Origin of the sequence: Nocardia sp. NPDC020380 (assembly GCF_044386975.1) — a bacterium.
Taxonomy (GTDB): Bacteria; Actinomycetota; Actinomycetes; order Mycobacteriales; family Mycobacteriaceae; genus Nocardia.
On sequence record NZ_JBIRVQ010000005.1, the window covers coordinates 253,300 to 266,705 of the forward strand.

Genomic DNA, 13,406 nt, shown 5'->3' on the forward strand with positions numbered 1-13,406 from the left:
GTCAGCGGTCTGTTTCGGAGCGGAGATTCGCCATGATCTCGGCTACCGAGAGGCGAGGGGCGGAGTCGTCGGTGGATTCGTCGGCGCGGCGACGGCGGCGAGAACTGGCGGTGCCGATGGGCGTGGACGGTGCGGCCGGCGGGGTGAGGCGCGGGGTGGGATCGGTGGGGGTGTTGCCCGCCGGGGACAGATCGGTTTCGAACCAGGGGACCGTGTTCAGCGGGTCCGCGCCGAGCGGGTCGCCGCCGAAGCCGACGGGCTCGGACAGGTTGGTGAGTTTGGTGGTGTGGACGGACGAGGCCGGTTCCGGCGCGGGGTTCGGGGCCGGCGCGGCGGGGGTCGAATCCGGTTCGGCGGCAGGCGGTTCCGCGGCGGAGGCGGCGGGAGCGGGCCGCGCGGTGCGGGATTCGGCCTTGAGAGCCTCGGCGCGCTCGTAGTCGAGGCGCATCGCGTCGGTGACCACCGAGGTTTCGGCGGTCACCGGGTCGTCGTAGGGGGTGGCGAAGGCCGGGGGCGCGGGGTGATCGGGTTCGAAGACCGGGGTGATGCGGCTGCGCGGGTCGTCGTCGGCCGCGGAGGACCACGGATCCCACGGCTCGGCGTCATCCCAGTTATCGTTCGCCGCAGGCGGGTTGATGGCGGGGTCACGACCGGGAAGTTCCTGCACCCGGACGGCATCCGCACGCAGGGCGGGCCGTTCGAAGGGCAATTCACCGTCGAACAGACGCTGCAGGTTCTCGCGCAAGACCGTCAGTTCGGCGCGCAGGGCGGCCATTTCCGCGGCGTCCGCGCCGACCTCCTGGCGCAGCCGCGCCTCGACGCCGAGCTCGTATTCGCGGCGGGCAGCAACCTCGCGCTCCAACTGCAGTTGGTAGACCTTCTGAAGGTCACCGACTTTCGCCTTGTCGACGGCCGCTTCCCTGCGATAACGCGTCACGGCGAGGGCTCCCAGCGCGGCCGCCCAGAGCGCCGCGACCAGACCCACGCGAATCATATGTACGTTATCGCTGAAGACCAGGAAAACACTGGCTATCAGACCGAGGAGGAGCAGCGCGCCGGTGAAGAACTTTCCCGCGTCCTCCCGCCGTCGACGGGAAGTACTGCTACGGGCGGGTGAAACCATGTCCGCCAGCGTAGCTTGAACTAGCGACCAGGGCGGCCACCTTGTAAACGATCATCATGAATCTGTTAGCTAAGAGGTAGCTGCGTCATCGGGCGGATCGATCGGCGCCCGGCAGCAATACTCCAGCCACAATGCCGCCGCCACCAACGCCGCACCCGCGATCAGACCCACCACCACACCCGGCGTATCCGACGACGCCGCCCGCAGATCCGACCGCTGCGCCAGCAACCACACCAGGAACCCCAGCCAGATACCACCCACCAGCGACCCCACCTGCGCCGACGCCTTCGCCAGCGCCACCGCCCGGGCCACCGTGATCGGATGCAACTGCCGCGGCCCCTCGCCGATCCCCCGGTTCTCCACCCGCTGCCGAATCATGAACGCCAGCACCACTTCCAGCAGCGCCACCGGCAGCAGCGACGCACCCGAGAACACCGAGATCGCCGGAAAACTCGAATACGCCGCGTTCGTCACCAACCAGGCCACGACCGCCGCCAGCAGCACATTCGCACACAGATCGAGAATCCGCGTCGGCTTCATGCCGTCGTCCACCCCAGGGTGAGTTCGGTACGCCGCACACCCGCGATCTCGCCGGCATCCAACGCGGACAACCACTCTCCGAGCGAATGCGCCGCCTCGGCCGTCTCCAGCACCGCGCCCGGATCCACCTCCAGCCACGGAATCAGCACGAACGCCCGATTGTGCGCCTGCGGATGCGGCAGCGTCAGCAGCGGATCCGCACTGCGCACCACCACCTCACCCGCGGGCCGCCGGCGCGTGGCCGACACCACATCCACATCCAGCGTGCGCGCACCCCAGCGCACCTCGCGCACCCGCCCGGCCGCCTGCTCCAGCTGCTGGCCCAGCTTCAGCCAGTCACTGGGCTCCAGCCCCGGATCCTCCGCCACCAGTACCGCATTCAGGTAATCCTGCTGCGGCACCCCACCCCACGGCGGCGTCGAATACACCGACGACACCGCCAGCAGACGCGGGCGCAAGGCCTCCACCACACTGCGCAGATGCGCGAGCCGATCGCCGAGATTGGAACCGATCGACAGGACTACGCGGGTCACCTACTCCTCCGATTCGCGACGACGGGACGTGACTACGCGGACGTCTTCGAAGGTATGCGGGATCGGCGCGGAAGGCTTGTGCAGCACCACTTCCACAGCCTGGATACGCGGATCGTTCATCACCTCGTCGGCGATCTGTGACACCACCGTCTCGATCAGATCCCGCGGCTCCCCCGCCACGATCGCCGCGACCTGATCCGCCAGCTCGCCGTAATGCACCGTATCGGCGATGTCGTCGGACTTCGCCGCGGCCGAGAAATCCGTCCACAGCGTCACATCCACCACGAACTCCTGGCCGTCCCGCTTCTCGAAATCGAAGACGCCGTGATGACCGAAGACACGCAGACCGCGCAACTCGATCCGATCGGTGCTCACCGGATTCACCGGAAATCTCCCTCCCGCACACGAATCTGCTTCTCCCGCATCCGGTTCACCGCACGCATACACGCGTCGGCGGTCGCGACGGCGTCCAGCGAGGCGCGCACATCGTGCACGCGCACACCCCACGCACCGTGCTCGGCGGCCAGCGCGGAAATGGTCGCGGTCGCCACCTCGCGGCCGTCCGGCGGGCGCGGACCCTGCTCGTCCGCGAGCAGGGCGCCCAGGAAACGCTTCCGGGACGCACCGATCAGCACCGGGAACCCGGCCTCGCGCATACCGGCGGGACCGGAACACAAGGCGCCCAGCAGATCCCAGTTGTGCTCCGCGTTCTTCGCGAAACCCAGACCCGGATCCAAGATCAGCTTGGCGGGGTCGACGCCACCCGCCACCGCGGCGTCGACCTGCACGCGCAGTTCGGACCAGACATCGGCGACGACATCGTCGTACTGTTCGGCGGGACCGGCGTGGCGGTAGTCCGCCGCCGCCCGCCAATGCATGAGGATCCACGGAACCCCGGCGGCCGCAACGACTTTCACCATATCGGCGTCGGCGCGCCCACCGGAGACATCGTTGACCATGGTCACGCCCGCCTCGATCGCGGCCTCCGCGACATTCGCGCGCATGGTGTCCACACTGGTCGGCACGCCCGCCGCGGACAGCGCGCGGATCACCGGAACCACCCGCGCCGCTTCGGTTTCCGGATCGATGCGCACCGCACCCGGCCGCGTGGACTCACCACCGATATCGATGATGTCGGCGCCCAGCTCGTACAGCTCGAGCCCGTGCGCCACCGCCAGACCGGCGTCCAGATACCGTCCGCCGTCGGAAAAAGAATCACTGGTGACGTTCACCACACCCATCACCACGCAGGAGCGCCCCCCACGCGGTTCCAGCAGGCGTGATGTCACGGCGTTCCTCCACTTCCACACCACATGGTTCGCGGCCGGCTCGATTCTGGACTGAGTGGAGCGGAGGAGCGAAGCGGGGGAGCGGAGGGAGGGAAGAATCGAGACTTCGGGGCCGCGAACCCGCCGTAGCGAAGCGGAGGCAAGTTGAGCACAGCTCACTTCCGGAGGATCAGGTCGAGGGCCTCGGAGCGGGAGGCCGCGCTGGACTGCAGCAGACCGCGCACCGCGGAGGTGGTGGTGCTGGCGCCCGGCTTGCGGATGCCGCGCATCGCCATGCACAGATGCTCGGCCTCGATCACCACGATCGCGCCGCGCGGATCCAGCTTCGCCATCACCGCATCCGCGATCTGCGAGGTCAGCCGCTCCTGCACCTGCGGGCGCTTGGCATACAGATCGACCAGGCGGGCCAGCTTCGACAGGCCGGTCACCCGGCCGTGCACGCCCGGAATGTAGCCGACATGCGCGACACCGTGGAACGCCACCAGATGGTGTTCACAGGTCGAGTACATGGGAATGTCGCGCACCAGCACCAGTTCCTGATGGCCCTCGTCGAACGTGGTGTTGAGCACCTCGGCCGGATCGGTGTACAGGCCCGCGAACATCTCGCGATAGGCCCGCGCCACCCGCGCCGGCGTATCCGCCAGGCCCGGGCGATCCGGATTCTCGCCGACCGCCATCAAGAGCTCGCGCACGGCAGCCTCCGCGCGCGCCTGATCGAACGGCCGACCGGTGTCGAGCGCGATCGGGCCGGAGACGACACTGTTGTTGGCCGACAATCGACACCTCCTGTGTTGAAACGCCGCGGTGGGGCGGCGGCTCGCGACGCCCTCGGCCCGGGCCCGCCACCCGGGATCACACCCGCCGGAGCAGGCACGATCCCGAATCGAGCGGGTCCCGAGCCGGGGCCGCGAACTTCCTCGAGCGTATCCGTGCGGTCGTCAGCGACGACCGTTCGGTCCGTCCCAACCGTTGTTGTCGTCCTCGTCATTCCCGGCCGCCGGTTGCGCGTCCCGCGCCGGCCCCTGACCCGGTGCGTAACCGGGACGGCCGTACTCGGGCTGCCCACCCGGCTGATAGCGCTGCCCACCGGCAGGCGCCCAGCCACCGTAGGACTGCGCTCCCCCTCGCGGCGCCTGCGGCTGCTGCTCGGGCTGATCTTCCTGCGGCGGCCAGCCCGGAGCCGACCAACCGGCCGGAGCGCCGTAATCCGGGCGCGAACCGTGCGTCCCGCCGCCACCGTGCCGCGGGTAACCGGGCTGCGGCTGCGCCGGATAACCGGCCGGTGCGGGCGCCGGATAACCGTAGGGTCCGGGCGCGCCGTACGGCTGCGGGGCGCCGTAGGGCTGCTCGACCGGGTAACCGCCATTGGCGGGCTGCGGCACGGGCCGGGCCTCGGGAACCTCGTCCGGCCACGGCTCGCCGCGTTCGGCGGCCAGCTCGCGCGGCGTCTTCACCGGCGGGCGATCCGACGGGATGCGATCACCGAAATCGTTGAAAGCCGTGATGCGCGGCCGCTTCTCGACGGTTTCCAGGACGGTCTCGAGATCCTTGCGGTGCAGGGTCTCGCGTTCCAGCAGCGCGGTGGCGAGGGAGTCGAGCTCGTCGCGGTAGTCGTTGAGCACCGCCCACGCCTCGGTGTGCGCGGCCTCGATGAGGTTGCGCACCTCCTCGTCGATCTCGCGGGCCACCTCGTGCGAATAGTCCGGGGTCATGCCCATGGACCGGCCCAGGAACGGGTCGCCCTGCTCCTGGCCGTAGCGGACCGCGCCCAGGCGGGCGCTCATGCCGTATTCGGTCACCATCGCGCGGGCGATCTTGGTGGCCTGATCGATATCCGAGGACGCGCCGGTCGTGGGCTCGTGGAAGACGAGCTCCTCGGCCGCGCGGCCGCCCATGGCCATCACCAGGCGGGCGATCATCTCCGAGCGGGTCATCAGGCCCTTGTCGTCCTCGGGCACGGTCATGGCGTGGCCGCCGGTGCGGCCGCGGGCCAGGATGGTGACCTTGTAGACGGGCTCGATGTCCGGCATCGCCCACGCGGCGAGGGTGTGACCCGCCTCGTGGTAGGCGGTGATCTTCTTCTCTTCCTCACTGATGATGCGGGACTTGCGCCGGGGGCCGCCGATGACGCGGTCGACCGACTCCTCGAGCGCCGCACCCGTGATCAGGTTGCCGTGCTCACGCGCGGTGAGCAGGGCGGCCTCGTTGATGACGTTGGCCAGGTCCGCGCCGGACATGCCGACCGTGCGCTTGGCCAGACCGTCCAGGTCGGCGTCGGGTGCGATGGGCTTGCCCTGCGAGTGCACGCGCAGGATCGCGCGCCGGCCCGCGAGGTCGGGATTGCCCACCGGGATCTGCCGGTCGAAACGGCCCGGGCGCAGCAGCGCCGGATCCAGGATGTCGGGCCGGTTGGTGGCGGCGATGATGATCACGCCGGTGCGCTCACCGAAGCCGTCCATCTCGACGAGCAGCTGGTTCAGCGTCTGCTCACGTTCGTCGTGGCCGCCGCCGAGGCCGGCGCCACGCTGACGGCCGACCGCGTCGATCTCGTCCACGAAGATGATGCAGGGGCTGTTCTGCTTGGCCTGATCGAACAGGTCACGCACGCGGGAGGCACCGACACCCACGAACATCTCCACGAAGTCCGAACCGGAGATCGTGAAGAACGGCACGCCCGCCTCGCCCGCGACCGCGCGCGCCAGCAGTGTCTTACCGGTACCGGGCGGGCCGTAGAGCAGCACGCCCTTGGGGATCTTCGCGCCCAGCGCCTGGTAGCGGGCCGGGTTCTGCAGGAAGTCCTTGATCTCGTAGAGCTCTTCGATGGCCTCGTCGGCGCCCGCCACATCCTGGAACGTGGTCTTGGGCATGTCCTTGGACAGCAGTTTGGCCTTCGATTTACCGAAGCCCATCATGCCGCCGCGGCCACCGCCCTGCATGCGGGCCATCACGAAGATGAACAAGCCCAGCAGCACCACCATGGGCAGCATGAACAGCAGGATCTGGCTCAGCCAGGAGTCCTGCTTGACGGTCGTGTTGACCTTGGCGCCGGAGGCTTGCGCGGCCTGGAACACCTGCTGGGACACTTCGCCGCCACCGGGGTATTTGGCGATGATCTTCGTATCGCCGCCGGTGGCGTCATTGCCCTTGTTCAGCGTGATGCGCAGCTGCTGCTCTTTGTCGTCGATCTGGACCGACGAGACATTGCCTTTGTCTTGAAGCTGGGAGAGCGCCACCGAGGTATCGACGCTATGCCAGCCGCGCGTGTCGTTGCTGAAATAGCTGACCAGGTAGATCACGAGCAGGAAGCCCGCGACTATGGCCAGGTTGCGGAACACAGTCTTGCGGTTCATAGAGCGTCGGCCGGCGGCCAATCCTTTCCGGGGGGTGTATCCGGTTTGCCTGCGATGCTTTGTCGTTACCAATCGAGTGACGGGCTCGCCCGTTCGCATCGATTGGATGCGGACATGCCACGTTACCGCGTACGGTCTAGTCGTTACATCGCGCAGTTCGGCAGCTGGTGCAGTTCAACAGGTAAACGGCTGGAGAACGCGGGTGGTTCCCCGACCATCTGCGGCAACACGTCGGGTCGATCACCCCCTGGTGTCGGACCGAGTGGTCACAATCATGGCATGGTCGTCCTATCGTGAGTGACGACACAACAGAGCGCAGGGGGTATGGACATAGTCGAGCTACGGACACCCACAGCGATTGTGCGTCACGGTAACGGGCGGTTGACGGTATTGCGGCCCGGGACGGACGGCGAGCGCGTGCTCGACGTGCCGGTCAGCGACCTGCTGAAGGTCCGCTTGAACCGACGCGCCGATGACGCCGTCGTCATCGAGATCTATCTCCGCTACCCGACGCCCGTGCTCACCGGTGTTCCCGCCGATCGGACTCCACTACCCGTGCTGATCGCCGAGCACGATGTGCCCGCGGCGACGGTGATCGTCGAGCGGATCAACAATCAGATTCTGGCCACCCAGCGCCTGGAGGTCGGTGCGCCCGATCTCACACCGCCGACGCCGTCCTGGGGCCGCACCGGTCCGACGCGCGCCGATGTGGATCGCGCGGTCCGGCGGATGTCGCCCAAGCGCGATGCCAAGGCGGCCGTCGCCGCGCTGCACCGGTTCGCCACCGTGGACGAGTACGTGCTGGAGACGGCGCTCGTCACCGCGCAGCCGCCTGCCCCGAAGGCGCCGGGCCTGCTGGCGATCACCACGAATCGCCTGATCTTCATTTCCACCGGGACGTCGAAGAAATTCGCGCACGAATTGCCGATCGCGGCGCTGTTGTGGGCGCGTACGGCGGACGAGTCCGCGGCCGCTCCGGGCGAATTCGGGGTCGAGCTGAACGACGGAAACCTCACCTGGTATTTCAGCGGAACCGATCGCGCCGACACCGAAAGGGTAACGGGCGCACTGAATTTCGCAATTCAGCGGGAAACCGCGGACGGTTCCGCGGGGCCCGCCGATCCGGGTGTGTCGAAGCTGTACGGGGAATGGGAGTTGCTGGTCGAGCGCCATTCCCTAGGCATGGTGGACGATGCGCAATTCCAGCGGTACGGGCGCGGGATCCTGCGTTCGCTGCCGGACTGATCAGTCGGCGGATCGCCCAGGACGGATATCGGGAAACGGCCCGCCTCTTCGTGAGGCGGGCCGTTTCTCGTTCCGGGCCGTTGTGCGGCGCGCAGGCGCCGTCAGGCGGTCGGTACGGCCGGTTCGTCGGGTTGCAGCTCCACGCGCCGCCACGGGCTGGTGGGGCGGGTCCAGAGGCGCAGCAGTTCCATGCGCCGGTCCACGCCGCCGGTTTTGAGTTCGGCGAGGTCCTCGCAGGCCTGCCAGTAGGTCCAGCCGGCGAGATACGCGTCGCCGAACTGCCGCCAGTTGCGGTATTTGCGCTGGGCCGGGGGTAACGCGCGCAGCAGGTAGTCCCAGGCGATATCGGCGTCCAGGTAGCCGGCGGTGTAGGCCATGCGGGCGACGGCGACCACGCGGGCCAGGTCCCAGGCCTGGATATCGGTGGGCAGCGGCCGGACCAGATGGTCGGTGAGGCCGAGTTTGATGGCCTGCGACCAGATGTCGTAGTCCCGGACCAGAGCTTCGGGATTCTCCATGCCGCGGAACGAGCCGACCTGCCGCAGGAAGGCGCGGTGCCGGTCGGCGCGTTCGCCGAAGCGGTCGCGTTCGGAGGAGTTGATGGCCGCCATGACCAGCGGGTGCACCAGCGCGTAGAGCGGTGAGTGCATGCCGTCGAGGAGTTGTTCCATGGAGGCCATGGCTTCGGTGCCGTCGGTGATGCCCCAGGCGCCGGTGAGGGTGTCGATGGCGAGTTCCCGGCGGTCGCCGAGCGGATGCTGGCGTTCCGGTCCGAGCAGCAGGGCGTCGTGGAAGGCGTCCCAGCGCGCCGAGTAGAAGCCGCCGAGCGCGAGGGCGCGCAGTTCCTCGTCGTTCACCTGCGCACCCGACCAGTGGTCTTCCTCGCGTTGATCGAGCTCCGGGTAGGGGAAGGTCGTCAGCGATGGCACGTCGCGAGCGGGCATACAACCGATTGTTCCCCATCGATCTTGGAGTGGCCCACTATTCGCCGATGCCGTGTGGCGGCAGGCACGGCGAACTCCGGCGGCGGGCTCGGGCGAGCGCCGGCGGCCTACTCGAGCAACTGTCTGAATCTTGCCCTGTCACACAAGGTAATCGGGCGCTAACCTGTGCGGGTATGAGTGGGAACATCACCCTGCTGCGTGGGCTCGAGCCGCCCGCAACGGAGCAGGAAATCTACGCCGCCGCACAGGAATACGTGCGGAAGATCGGCGGGGTGTCCGGTTTCACGACGACTACCAAGGCGGCTGTGGACAAGGCGGTGGCGGCGATCGCCGCGGCCACCACGCAGCTGCTGTCGGAGTTGCCGGAACGCCGGTTGCCCTCCGAGGCCGAGCCGCCGACGCGCAGGCCGCGTGTCACGGCCGTGGTCGAAGACGCGAGCTGAGGGTTTCGCGGGTGCGGAACCGCGGTCCGGAGAGCGCGGTTCAGACCCCGTAGACGGCCACGCAGTCGAGTGCGATGTCGAGTCGCGGACCGCGGTGGTCGATGGAGTGACCGAGTAGTTCCGTTATGCGCTGGATGCGGTAGCGGACCGTGTTCTTGTGCACGCCGAGCAGTTTCGCGGCCGCGTCGGGGCTGCGTCCCGCCCGCAGGTAGGCGTGCAGGGTTTCGCGCAGTCGCGCGGAGTGCGGGTCGGGTGTGGCGAGTGCGCCGAGTTCGCGAGTGATGAGCGCCCGCATGGCGGTTTCGTCGAGGCCGGTCAGGTAGGCGACTTCGACTTCGGGATAGTGCACGGCGCGGGCGAGTTCCGGCCGGGCGCGTTCGGCGACCTGGCGGGCGGCGACGGCTTCGCGGTGGCTGTCGCGGAAGCCTGCGAGGTGAGCGGCCGCGGTGCCGATGGCGACGTGGACGGGCGCCTCGACCGACCATGCCGCGTCAGTGGCGTCCGGTGGTTCGCCGTCGACGCCGATCCAGGCCCACAGGGCGGAAGCCCCCGCGGGCATGGTGAATGCGCTGCCGTTGCCCAGGCCGGCGGTGTAGCGGGAGACTGCGCGTTCGAGGAGTCCGGCCGCGTCGCCGCTGTTGTCGGGCCGGGGGCCGCTGCCGTCGGGCCGGAGCGGGGTGGTGTCCTCGTCGGTCCACAGGACGAGGGCCAGGTGCCGCTGGGTGAGCCGGTATCCGAGCCTGGCCGAGGCACTTTCGAGGTCCGGGTCGAGGCCGTCGAGGATGCCGCGCACGAGTTCGGCGCGTTGTTCCAGAGCGGCGCGCAGTCCGCGTTCGCGTTCTTCCATGTAGGTGTCGGTGAGCGCTTCGACGGAGTGGCTGATCCAGCGGGTGGTGCGGTCGAAGAGGCGGAGCAGGACGGCGCGTTCGATGTCCTGCGGGAGTTGGCGTTCCTCGAGGATTTCGCTCATGTAGTCGATGACGGCTTCCTGCCCGAAGTGGTAGACGCGCAGGAGCAGGCGGACGTCGTGGCCGCGGCGGGCGAGGGTGCGCGCGAAGGCGTGGGCTTCCTCGGGAACCGGGTAGTCGAAGCGGTCCTGGGTGAGGCCGCTGAGGACTTCGAGGGCGTGGGCGCGGCTGCTGGCGGCGAGGTCGCGGCGGATATCGCGGTCGCGGAGTTCCGGGATGCGGGCGATGATGGCCTCGTCGAGGCGGGTGACGACCTGTTCCAGGGTTTCGGTGTGCAGGGTTTCGGCGACGAAGTCGGCGATCCACTGCCGGATTTCCGCGGTGGGTGCGGTGGGCGCCACTGACTCCTCCGAACTTGTACTCGAAGCACAAAACCGGCCGGAACAATTGACCCGATATGCCAAGAATGTGGTTCCGGAATTGTGTCACGATCATAGACCAGTGAGCTGTAGCACAGCTCGCCGTTCGCAATGCAGCGCACGTGGGAGAGGCCGTCGTGACCAATACCGAACCTGCCGCGGGGTCACCCCGCAAGACCGGGACCCGTAAGCCCGCCGCGACCAAGGCGGCTCCGAAGCCGCCCGCGGCGCCGACCGAGATCGAGGTGCGCAATCCCGCGACCGGAGCGCTCGCGGGCACGGTGCCGATCGATTCCGCCGATACGGTGGCGGCGAAGGTGCGGGAACTGCGCCTGTACCAGCCGGAGTGGGAGGCCATCGGCCCCGAGGGCCGCAAGGAATGGCTGCTGAAGCTGCAGGACTGGCTGGTGGACAATACCGATCACCTGGCGGACGTGCTGCAGTCGGAAACCGGTAAGGCGCGGGTGGATTCGCTCATCGATCCCGCGTTCTCGGTGGATCTGACCGGTTATTACGCGCGTCGCGCCGCGAAATTCCTTGCGGACGAGCATCCTTCGCCGCACAGCCCGCTGGCCCGGGTGAAGTCGCTGACCACCGTGTTCCGGCCGTACCCGGTGGTGGGTGTGATCACGCCGTGGAATTTCCCGCTGGCCATGCCGGTCATCGATGTGATTCCGGCGCTGGCCGCGGGTGCGGCGGTGATCCTGAAACCGTCCGAGGTGACGCCGCTTTCGGCGCTCGAACTGGCGCGCGGCTGGCGCGAGATCGGTGCGCCGCCGGTGTTCGAGGTGGTCACGGGTGCGGGTGAGACGGGTGCGGCGGTGGTCGCGAATGCCGATTACATCCAGTTCACCGGGTCCACCGCGACCGGTCGCCGGATCGCGACGGCGTGCACCGAGCGGATGATCCCGTTCAGTCTCGAACTGGGCGGCAAGGATCCGGCCATCGTGCTCGCCGACGCCGATCTGGATCGCGCCGCGCACGGTATCGCCTTCGGCGGCCTGTTCAATGCGGGTCAGGTGTGTATCTCCGTGGAGCGCGTGTACGTGGAAGCGCCGGTCTACGACGAGTTCCTGAAGAAGCTGACCGCCGCCGTGAAGGAGGTCCGCCAGGGCGTCGACGGCCGGAAACCCCAGTACGACATGGGCGCTCTCGCCAACGAGAACCAGGCGAACATCGTGCAGCGGCACGTGGAAGAGGCCGTGAAGGCGGGCGCGCGGATCACCACCGGCGGCAAACGCACCGGTGTCGGAACGCTTTTCGAGCCGACCGTGCTCGCGGACGTCGATCACACCATGTCCTGTATGACCGAGGAGACCTTCGGTCCCACCCTGCCGGTCATGAAGGTGGCCGATGAGGCGGAAGCCGTCCGGCTGGCCAATGATTCGATCTACGGTCTGTCCGCGTCGGTGTGGAGCGGTGACAAGGATCGTGCGGAACGCATTGCGCGGCAGTTGAATGCGGGCGCGGTCAATATCAACGACGTGTTCGCGAACATGTTCAGTTTCGCGCTGCCCATGGGTGGCTGGGGCCTGTCCGGCACCGGTGCGCGCTGGGGTGGCCCGAACGGGGTGCGGAAGTACTGCCGGCAGCAGGCGATCACCAAGCCGATCCTGCCGACGCAGACGAAGGAGCCGTTGTGGTTCCCGTATTCGCCGCCGAAGCTGACCTTCGCCATGGCGGCCATGCGGGCGGCGGGTACGCGGGGTATCCGCCGGATCAATGTGCCGGCCATCATCAAGACCGTCCGGGGGTTGTGATGCCGGATTTCGGCTCGATCGCGGGCAAGGTGGTGGTGATCACCGGTGGTGCGCGCGGCATCGGCCTGGCCACCGCGAAGTCGCTGCAGGCGCTGGGCGCGAAGATCGCCATCGGTGATATCGACGAGGCGACGGTGAAAGAGTCCGGTGCGGCACACGATTTCGCGGTGTTCGGCAAGCTGGACGTGACCGATCAGCAGTCGTTCGAGGGGTTCCTCGACGAGGTGGAGAACCGGCTCGGCCCGATCGATGTGCTGATCAACAATGCCGGGATCATGCCGACGGGCCGGCTGGTGGACGAGCCGGATCAGATCACCCGCCGCATTCTCGACATCAATGTGTACGGCGTGATCCTGGGTTCCAAGCTGGCGATCGCGCGCATGCTGCCGCGCGGGCGCGGGCAGGTCATCAATATCGCGTCGCTGGCGGGTGAGACGCATATTCCGGGTCTGGCCACCTACAATGCGTCCAAGCATGCGGTGCTCGGTTTCACGGACACGCTGCGCGAGGAGTATCGCGGGACGGGCCTGCGGTTCTCGTCGGTGCTGCCGACGCTGACGAAGACCGAGCTGGGTTCGGGCGTGAGTTCGCCGACGCGGTTGCTGAAACCGGCCGAGCCGGAGGAGATCGCGGACGCCATCGTCAAGCTGATCGTGCAGCCGCGGTCGAAGGTGCGGGTGACCGCGGTGGCGGGGATCATCTCGCAGCTGTTCGGCCTGTTACCGGAGTCGGTGAGCGATGCGCTGGGCCGGGCGCTGGGCGCGCAGTCCGCGTTCCTCGACGATGTGGACTCCGACGCGCGCAAGGCGTACGAGTCGCGGGTGCGCGACTAGCGGGTGACGCCGTAGGTAG

At 68.2% G+C, this 13,406-nt stretch carries 13 protein-coding genes; 4 read left to right on the forward strand and 9 right to left on the reverse strand.

All coding sequences use genetic code 11. From position 1 onward, the window contains the following. Position 1: 1 nt before the first annotated feature. The 7 genes from ACH438_RS15125 to ftsH form a co-directional block, all read right to left on the reverse strand. On the reverse strand, positions 2-1,123 hold the full coding sequence (locus tag ACH438_RS15125; protein ID WP_397005350.1) for a DUF6779 domain-containing protein: 1,122 nt from the start codon (positions 1,121-1,123) through the stop codon (positions 2-4). 69 nt (positions 1,124-1,192) lie between these two features. After that, complete coding sequence (locus ACH438_RS15130; protein WP_397005352.1) at positions 1,193-1,663, reverse strand: DUF3180 domain-containing protein; 471 nt, start codon at positions 1,661-1,663, stop codon at positions 1,193-1,195. After that, the gene (gene folK, locus ACH438_RS15135; protein ID WP_397005354.1) at positions 1,660-2,196 is read right to left on the reverse strand and encodes a 2-amino-4-hydroxy-6-hydroxymethyldihydropteridine diphosphokinase; all 537 of its coding nucleotides are present in this window, start codon (positions 2,194-2,196) and stop codon (positions 1,660-1,662) included. The genes ACH438_RS15130 and folK overlap by 4 nt, the downstream gene beginning before the upstream one ends. After that, the gene (gene folB, locus ACH438_RS15140) at positions 2,197-2,571 is read right to left on the reverse strand and encodes a dihydroneopterin aldolase (RefSeq protein WP_397005356.1); all 375 of its coding nucleotides are present in this window, start codon (positions 2,569-2,571) and stop codon (positions 2,197-2,199) included. Positions 2,572-2,576: 5 nt separating this feature from the next. After that, positions 2,577-3,437, reverse strand: coding sequence for a dihydropteroate synthase (gene folP, locus ACH438_RS15145; RefSeq protein WP_397006009.1), 861 nt, complete (start codon positions 3,435-3,437; stop codon positions 2,577-2,579). Positions 3,438-3,640: 203 nt separating this feature from the next. Then, complete coding sequence (gene folE, locus ACH438_RS15150) at positions 3,641-4,261, reverse strand: GTP cyclohydrolase I FolE (protein ID WP_397005358.1); 621 nt, start codon at positions 4,259-4,261, stop codon at positions 3,641-3,643. 162 nt (positions 4,262-4,423) lie between these two features. Further along, on the reverse strand, positions 4,424-6,835 hold the full coding sequence (gene ftsH / locus ACH438_RS15155; protein ID WP_397005360.1) for an ATP-dependent zinc metalloprotease FtsH: 2,412 nt from the start codon (positions 6,833-6,835) through the stop codon (positions 4,424-4,426). Positions 6,836-7,216: 381 nt separating this feature from the next. Here ftsH and ACH438_RS15160 point away from each other — a divergent pair, with 381 nt between their 5' ends. Continuing rightward, entirely contained in the window at positions 7,217-8,080 is an 864-nt protein-coding gene (locus ACH438_RS15160; protein WP_397005362.1) for a hypothetical protein, read from the forward strand. A gap of 101 nt (positions 8,081-8,181) precedes the next feature. Here ACH438_RS15160 and ACH438_RS15165 read toward each other — a convergent pair whose 3' ends face one another. Then, positions 8,182-9,024, reverse strand: a complete 843-nt coding sequence (locus ACH438_RS15165; protein ID WP_397005364.1) for a DUF1266 domain-containing protein — start codon at positions 9,022-9,024, stop codon at positions 8,182-8,184. A 173-nt stretch (positions 9,025-9,197) separates the two neighbouring features. Between ACH438_RS15165 and ACH438_RS15170 the strand changes: the two genes are divergently transcribed. Next, positions 9,198-9,467, forward strand: coding sequence for a DUF2277 family protein (locus tag ACH438_RS15170; protein WP_397005366.1), 270 nt, complete (start codon positions 9,198-9,200; stop codon positions 9,465-9,467). A 40-nt stretch (positions 9,468-9,507) separates the two neighbouring features. Here the strand turns inward: ACH438_RS15170 and ACH438_RS15175 are convergent, their stop codons facing one another. Next, the gene (locus tag ACH438_RS15175) at positions 9,508-10,776 is read right to left on the reverse strand and encodes a PucR family transcriptional regulator (RefSeq protein ID WP_397005368.1); all 1,269 of its coding nucleotides are present in this window, start codon (positions 10,774-10,776) and stop codon (positions 9,508-9,510) included. A gap of 155 nt (positions 10,777-10,931) precedes the next feature. Between ACH438_RS15175 and ACH438_RS15180 the strand changes: the two genes are divergently transcribed. Together ACH438_RS15180 and ACH438_RS15185 are read left to right on the forward strand one after the other, a co-directional pair. Next, positions 10,932-12,554 carry an aldehyde dehydrogenase family protein gene (locus tag ACH438_RS15180; protein WP_397005370.1) on the forward strand — a complete coding sequence of 541 codons (1,623 nt, stop codon included), beginning with the start codon at positions 10,932-10,934 and terminating at the stop codon, positions 12,552-12,554. Beyond that, positions 12,554-13,387 (forward strand): SDR family oxidoreductase, encoded by an 834-nt coding sequence (locus ACH438_RS15185; protein WP_397005372.1) that lies wholly within the window; start codon positions 12,554-12,556, stop codon positions 13,385-13,387. The genes ACH438_RS15180 and ACH438_RS15185 overlap by 1 nt, the downstream gene beginning before the upstream one ends. Positions 13,388-13,406 lie beyond the last annotated feature (19 nt).

Bases quoted from the DNA above. Each gene is read 5' to 3' on its own strand.
- ACH438_RS15125 (WP_397005350.1), bottom strand. From the start codon at position 1,123: ATGGTTTCACCCGCCCGTAGCAGTACTTCCCGTCGACGGCGGGAGGAC.
- ACH438_RS15130 (WP_397005352.1), bottom strand. From the start codon at position 1,663: ATGAAGCCGACGCGGATTCTCGATCTGTGTGCGAATGTGCTGCTGGCG.
- folP (WP_397006009.1), bottom strand. From the start codon at position 3,437: ATGGGTGTGGTGAACGTCACCAGTGATTCTTTTTCCGACGGCGGACGG.
- ftsH (WP_397005360.1), bottom strand. From the start codon at position 6,835: ATGAACCGCAAGACTGTGTTCCGCAACCTGGCCATAGTCGCGGGCTTC.
- ACH438_RS15165 (WP_397005364.1), bottom strand. From the start codon at position 9,024: ATGCCCGCTCGCGACGTGCCATCGCTGACGACCTTCCCCTACCCGGAG.
- ACH438_RS15170 (WP_397005366.1), top strand. From the start codon at position 9,198: ATGAGTGGGAACATCACCCTGCTGCGTGGGCTCGAGCCGCCCGCAACG.
- ACH438_RS15185 (WP_397005372.1), top strand. From the start codon at position 12,554: ATGCCGGATTTCGGCTCGATCGCGGGCAAGGTGGTGGTGATCACCGGT.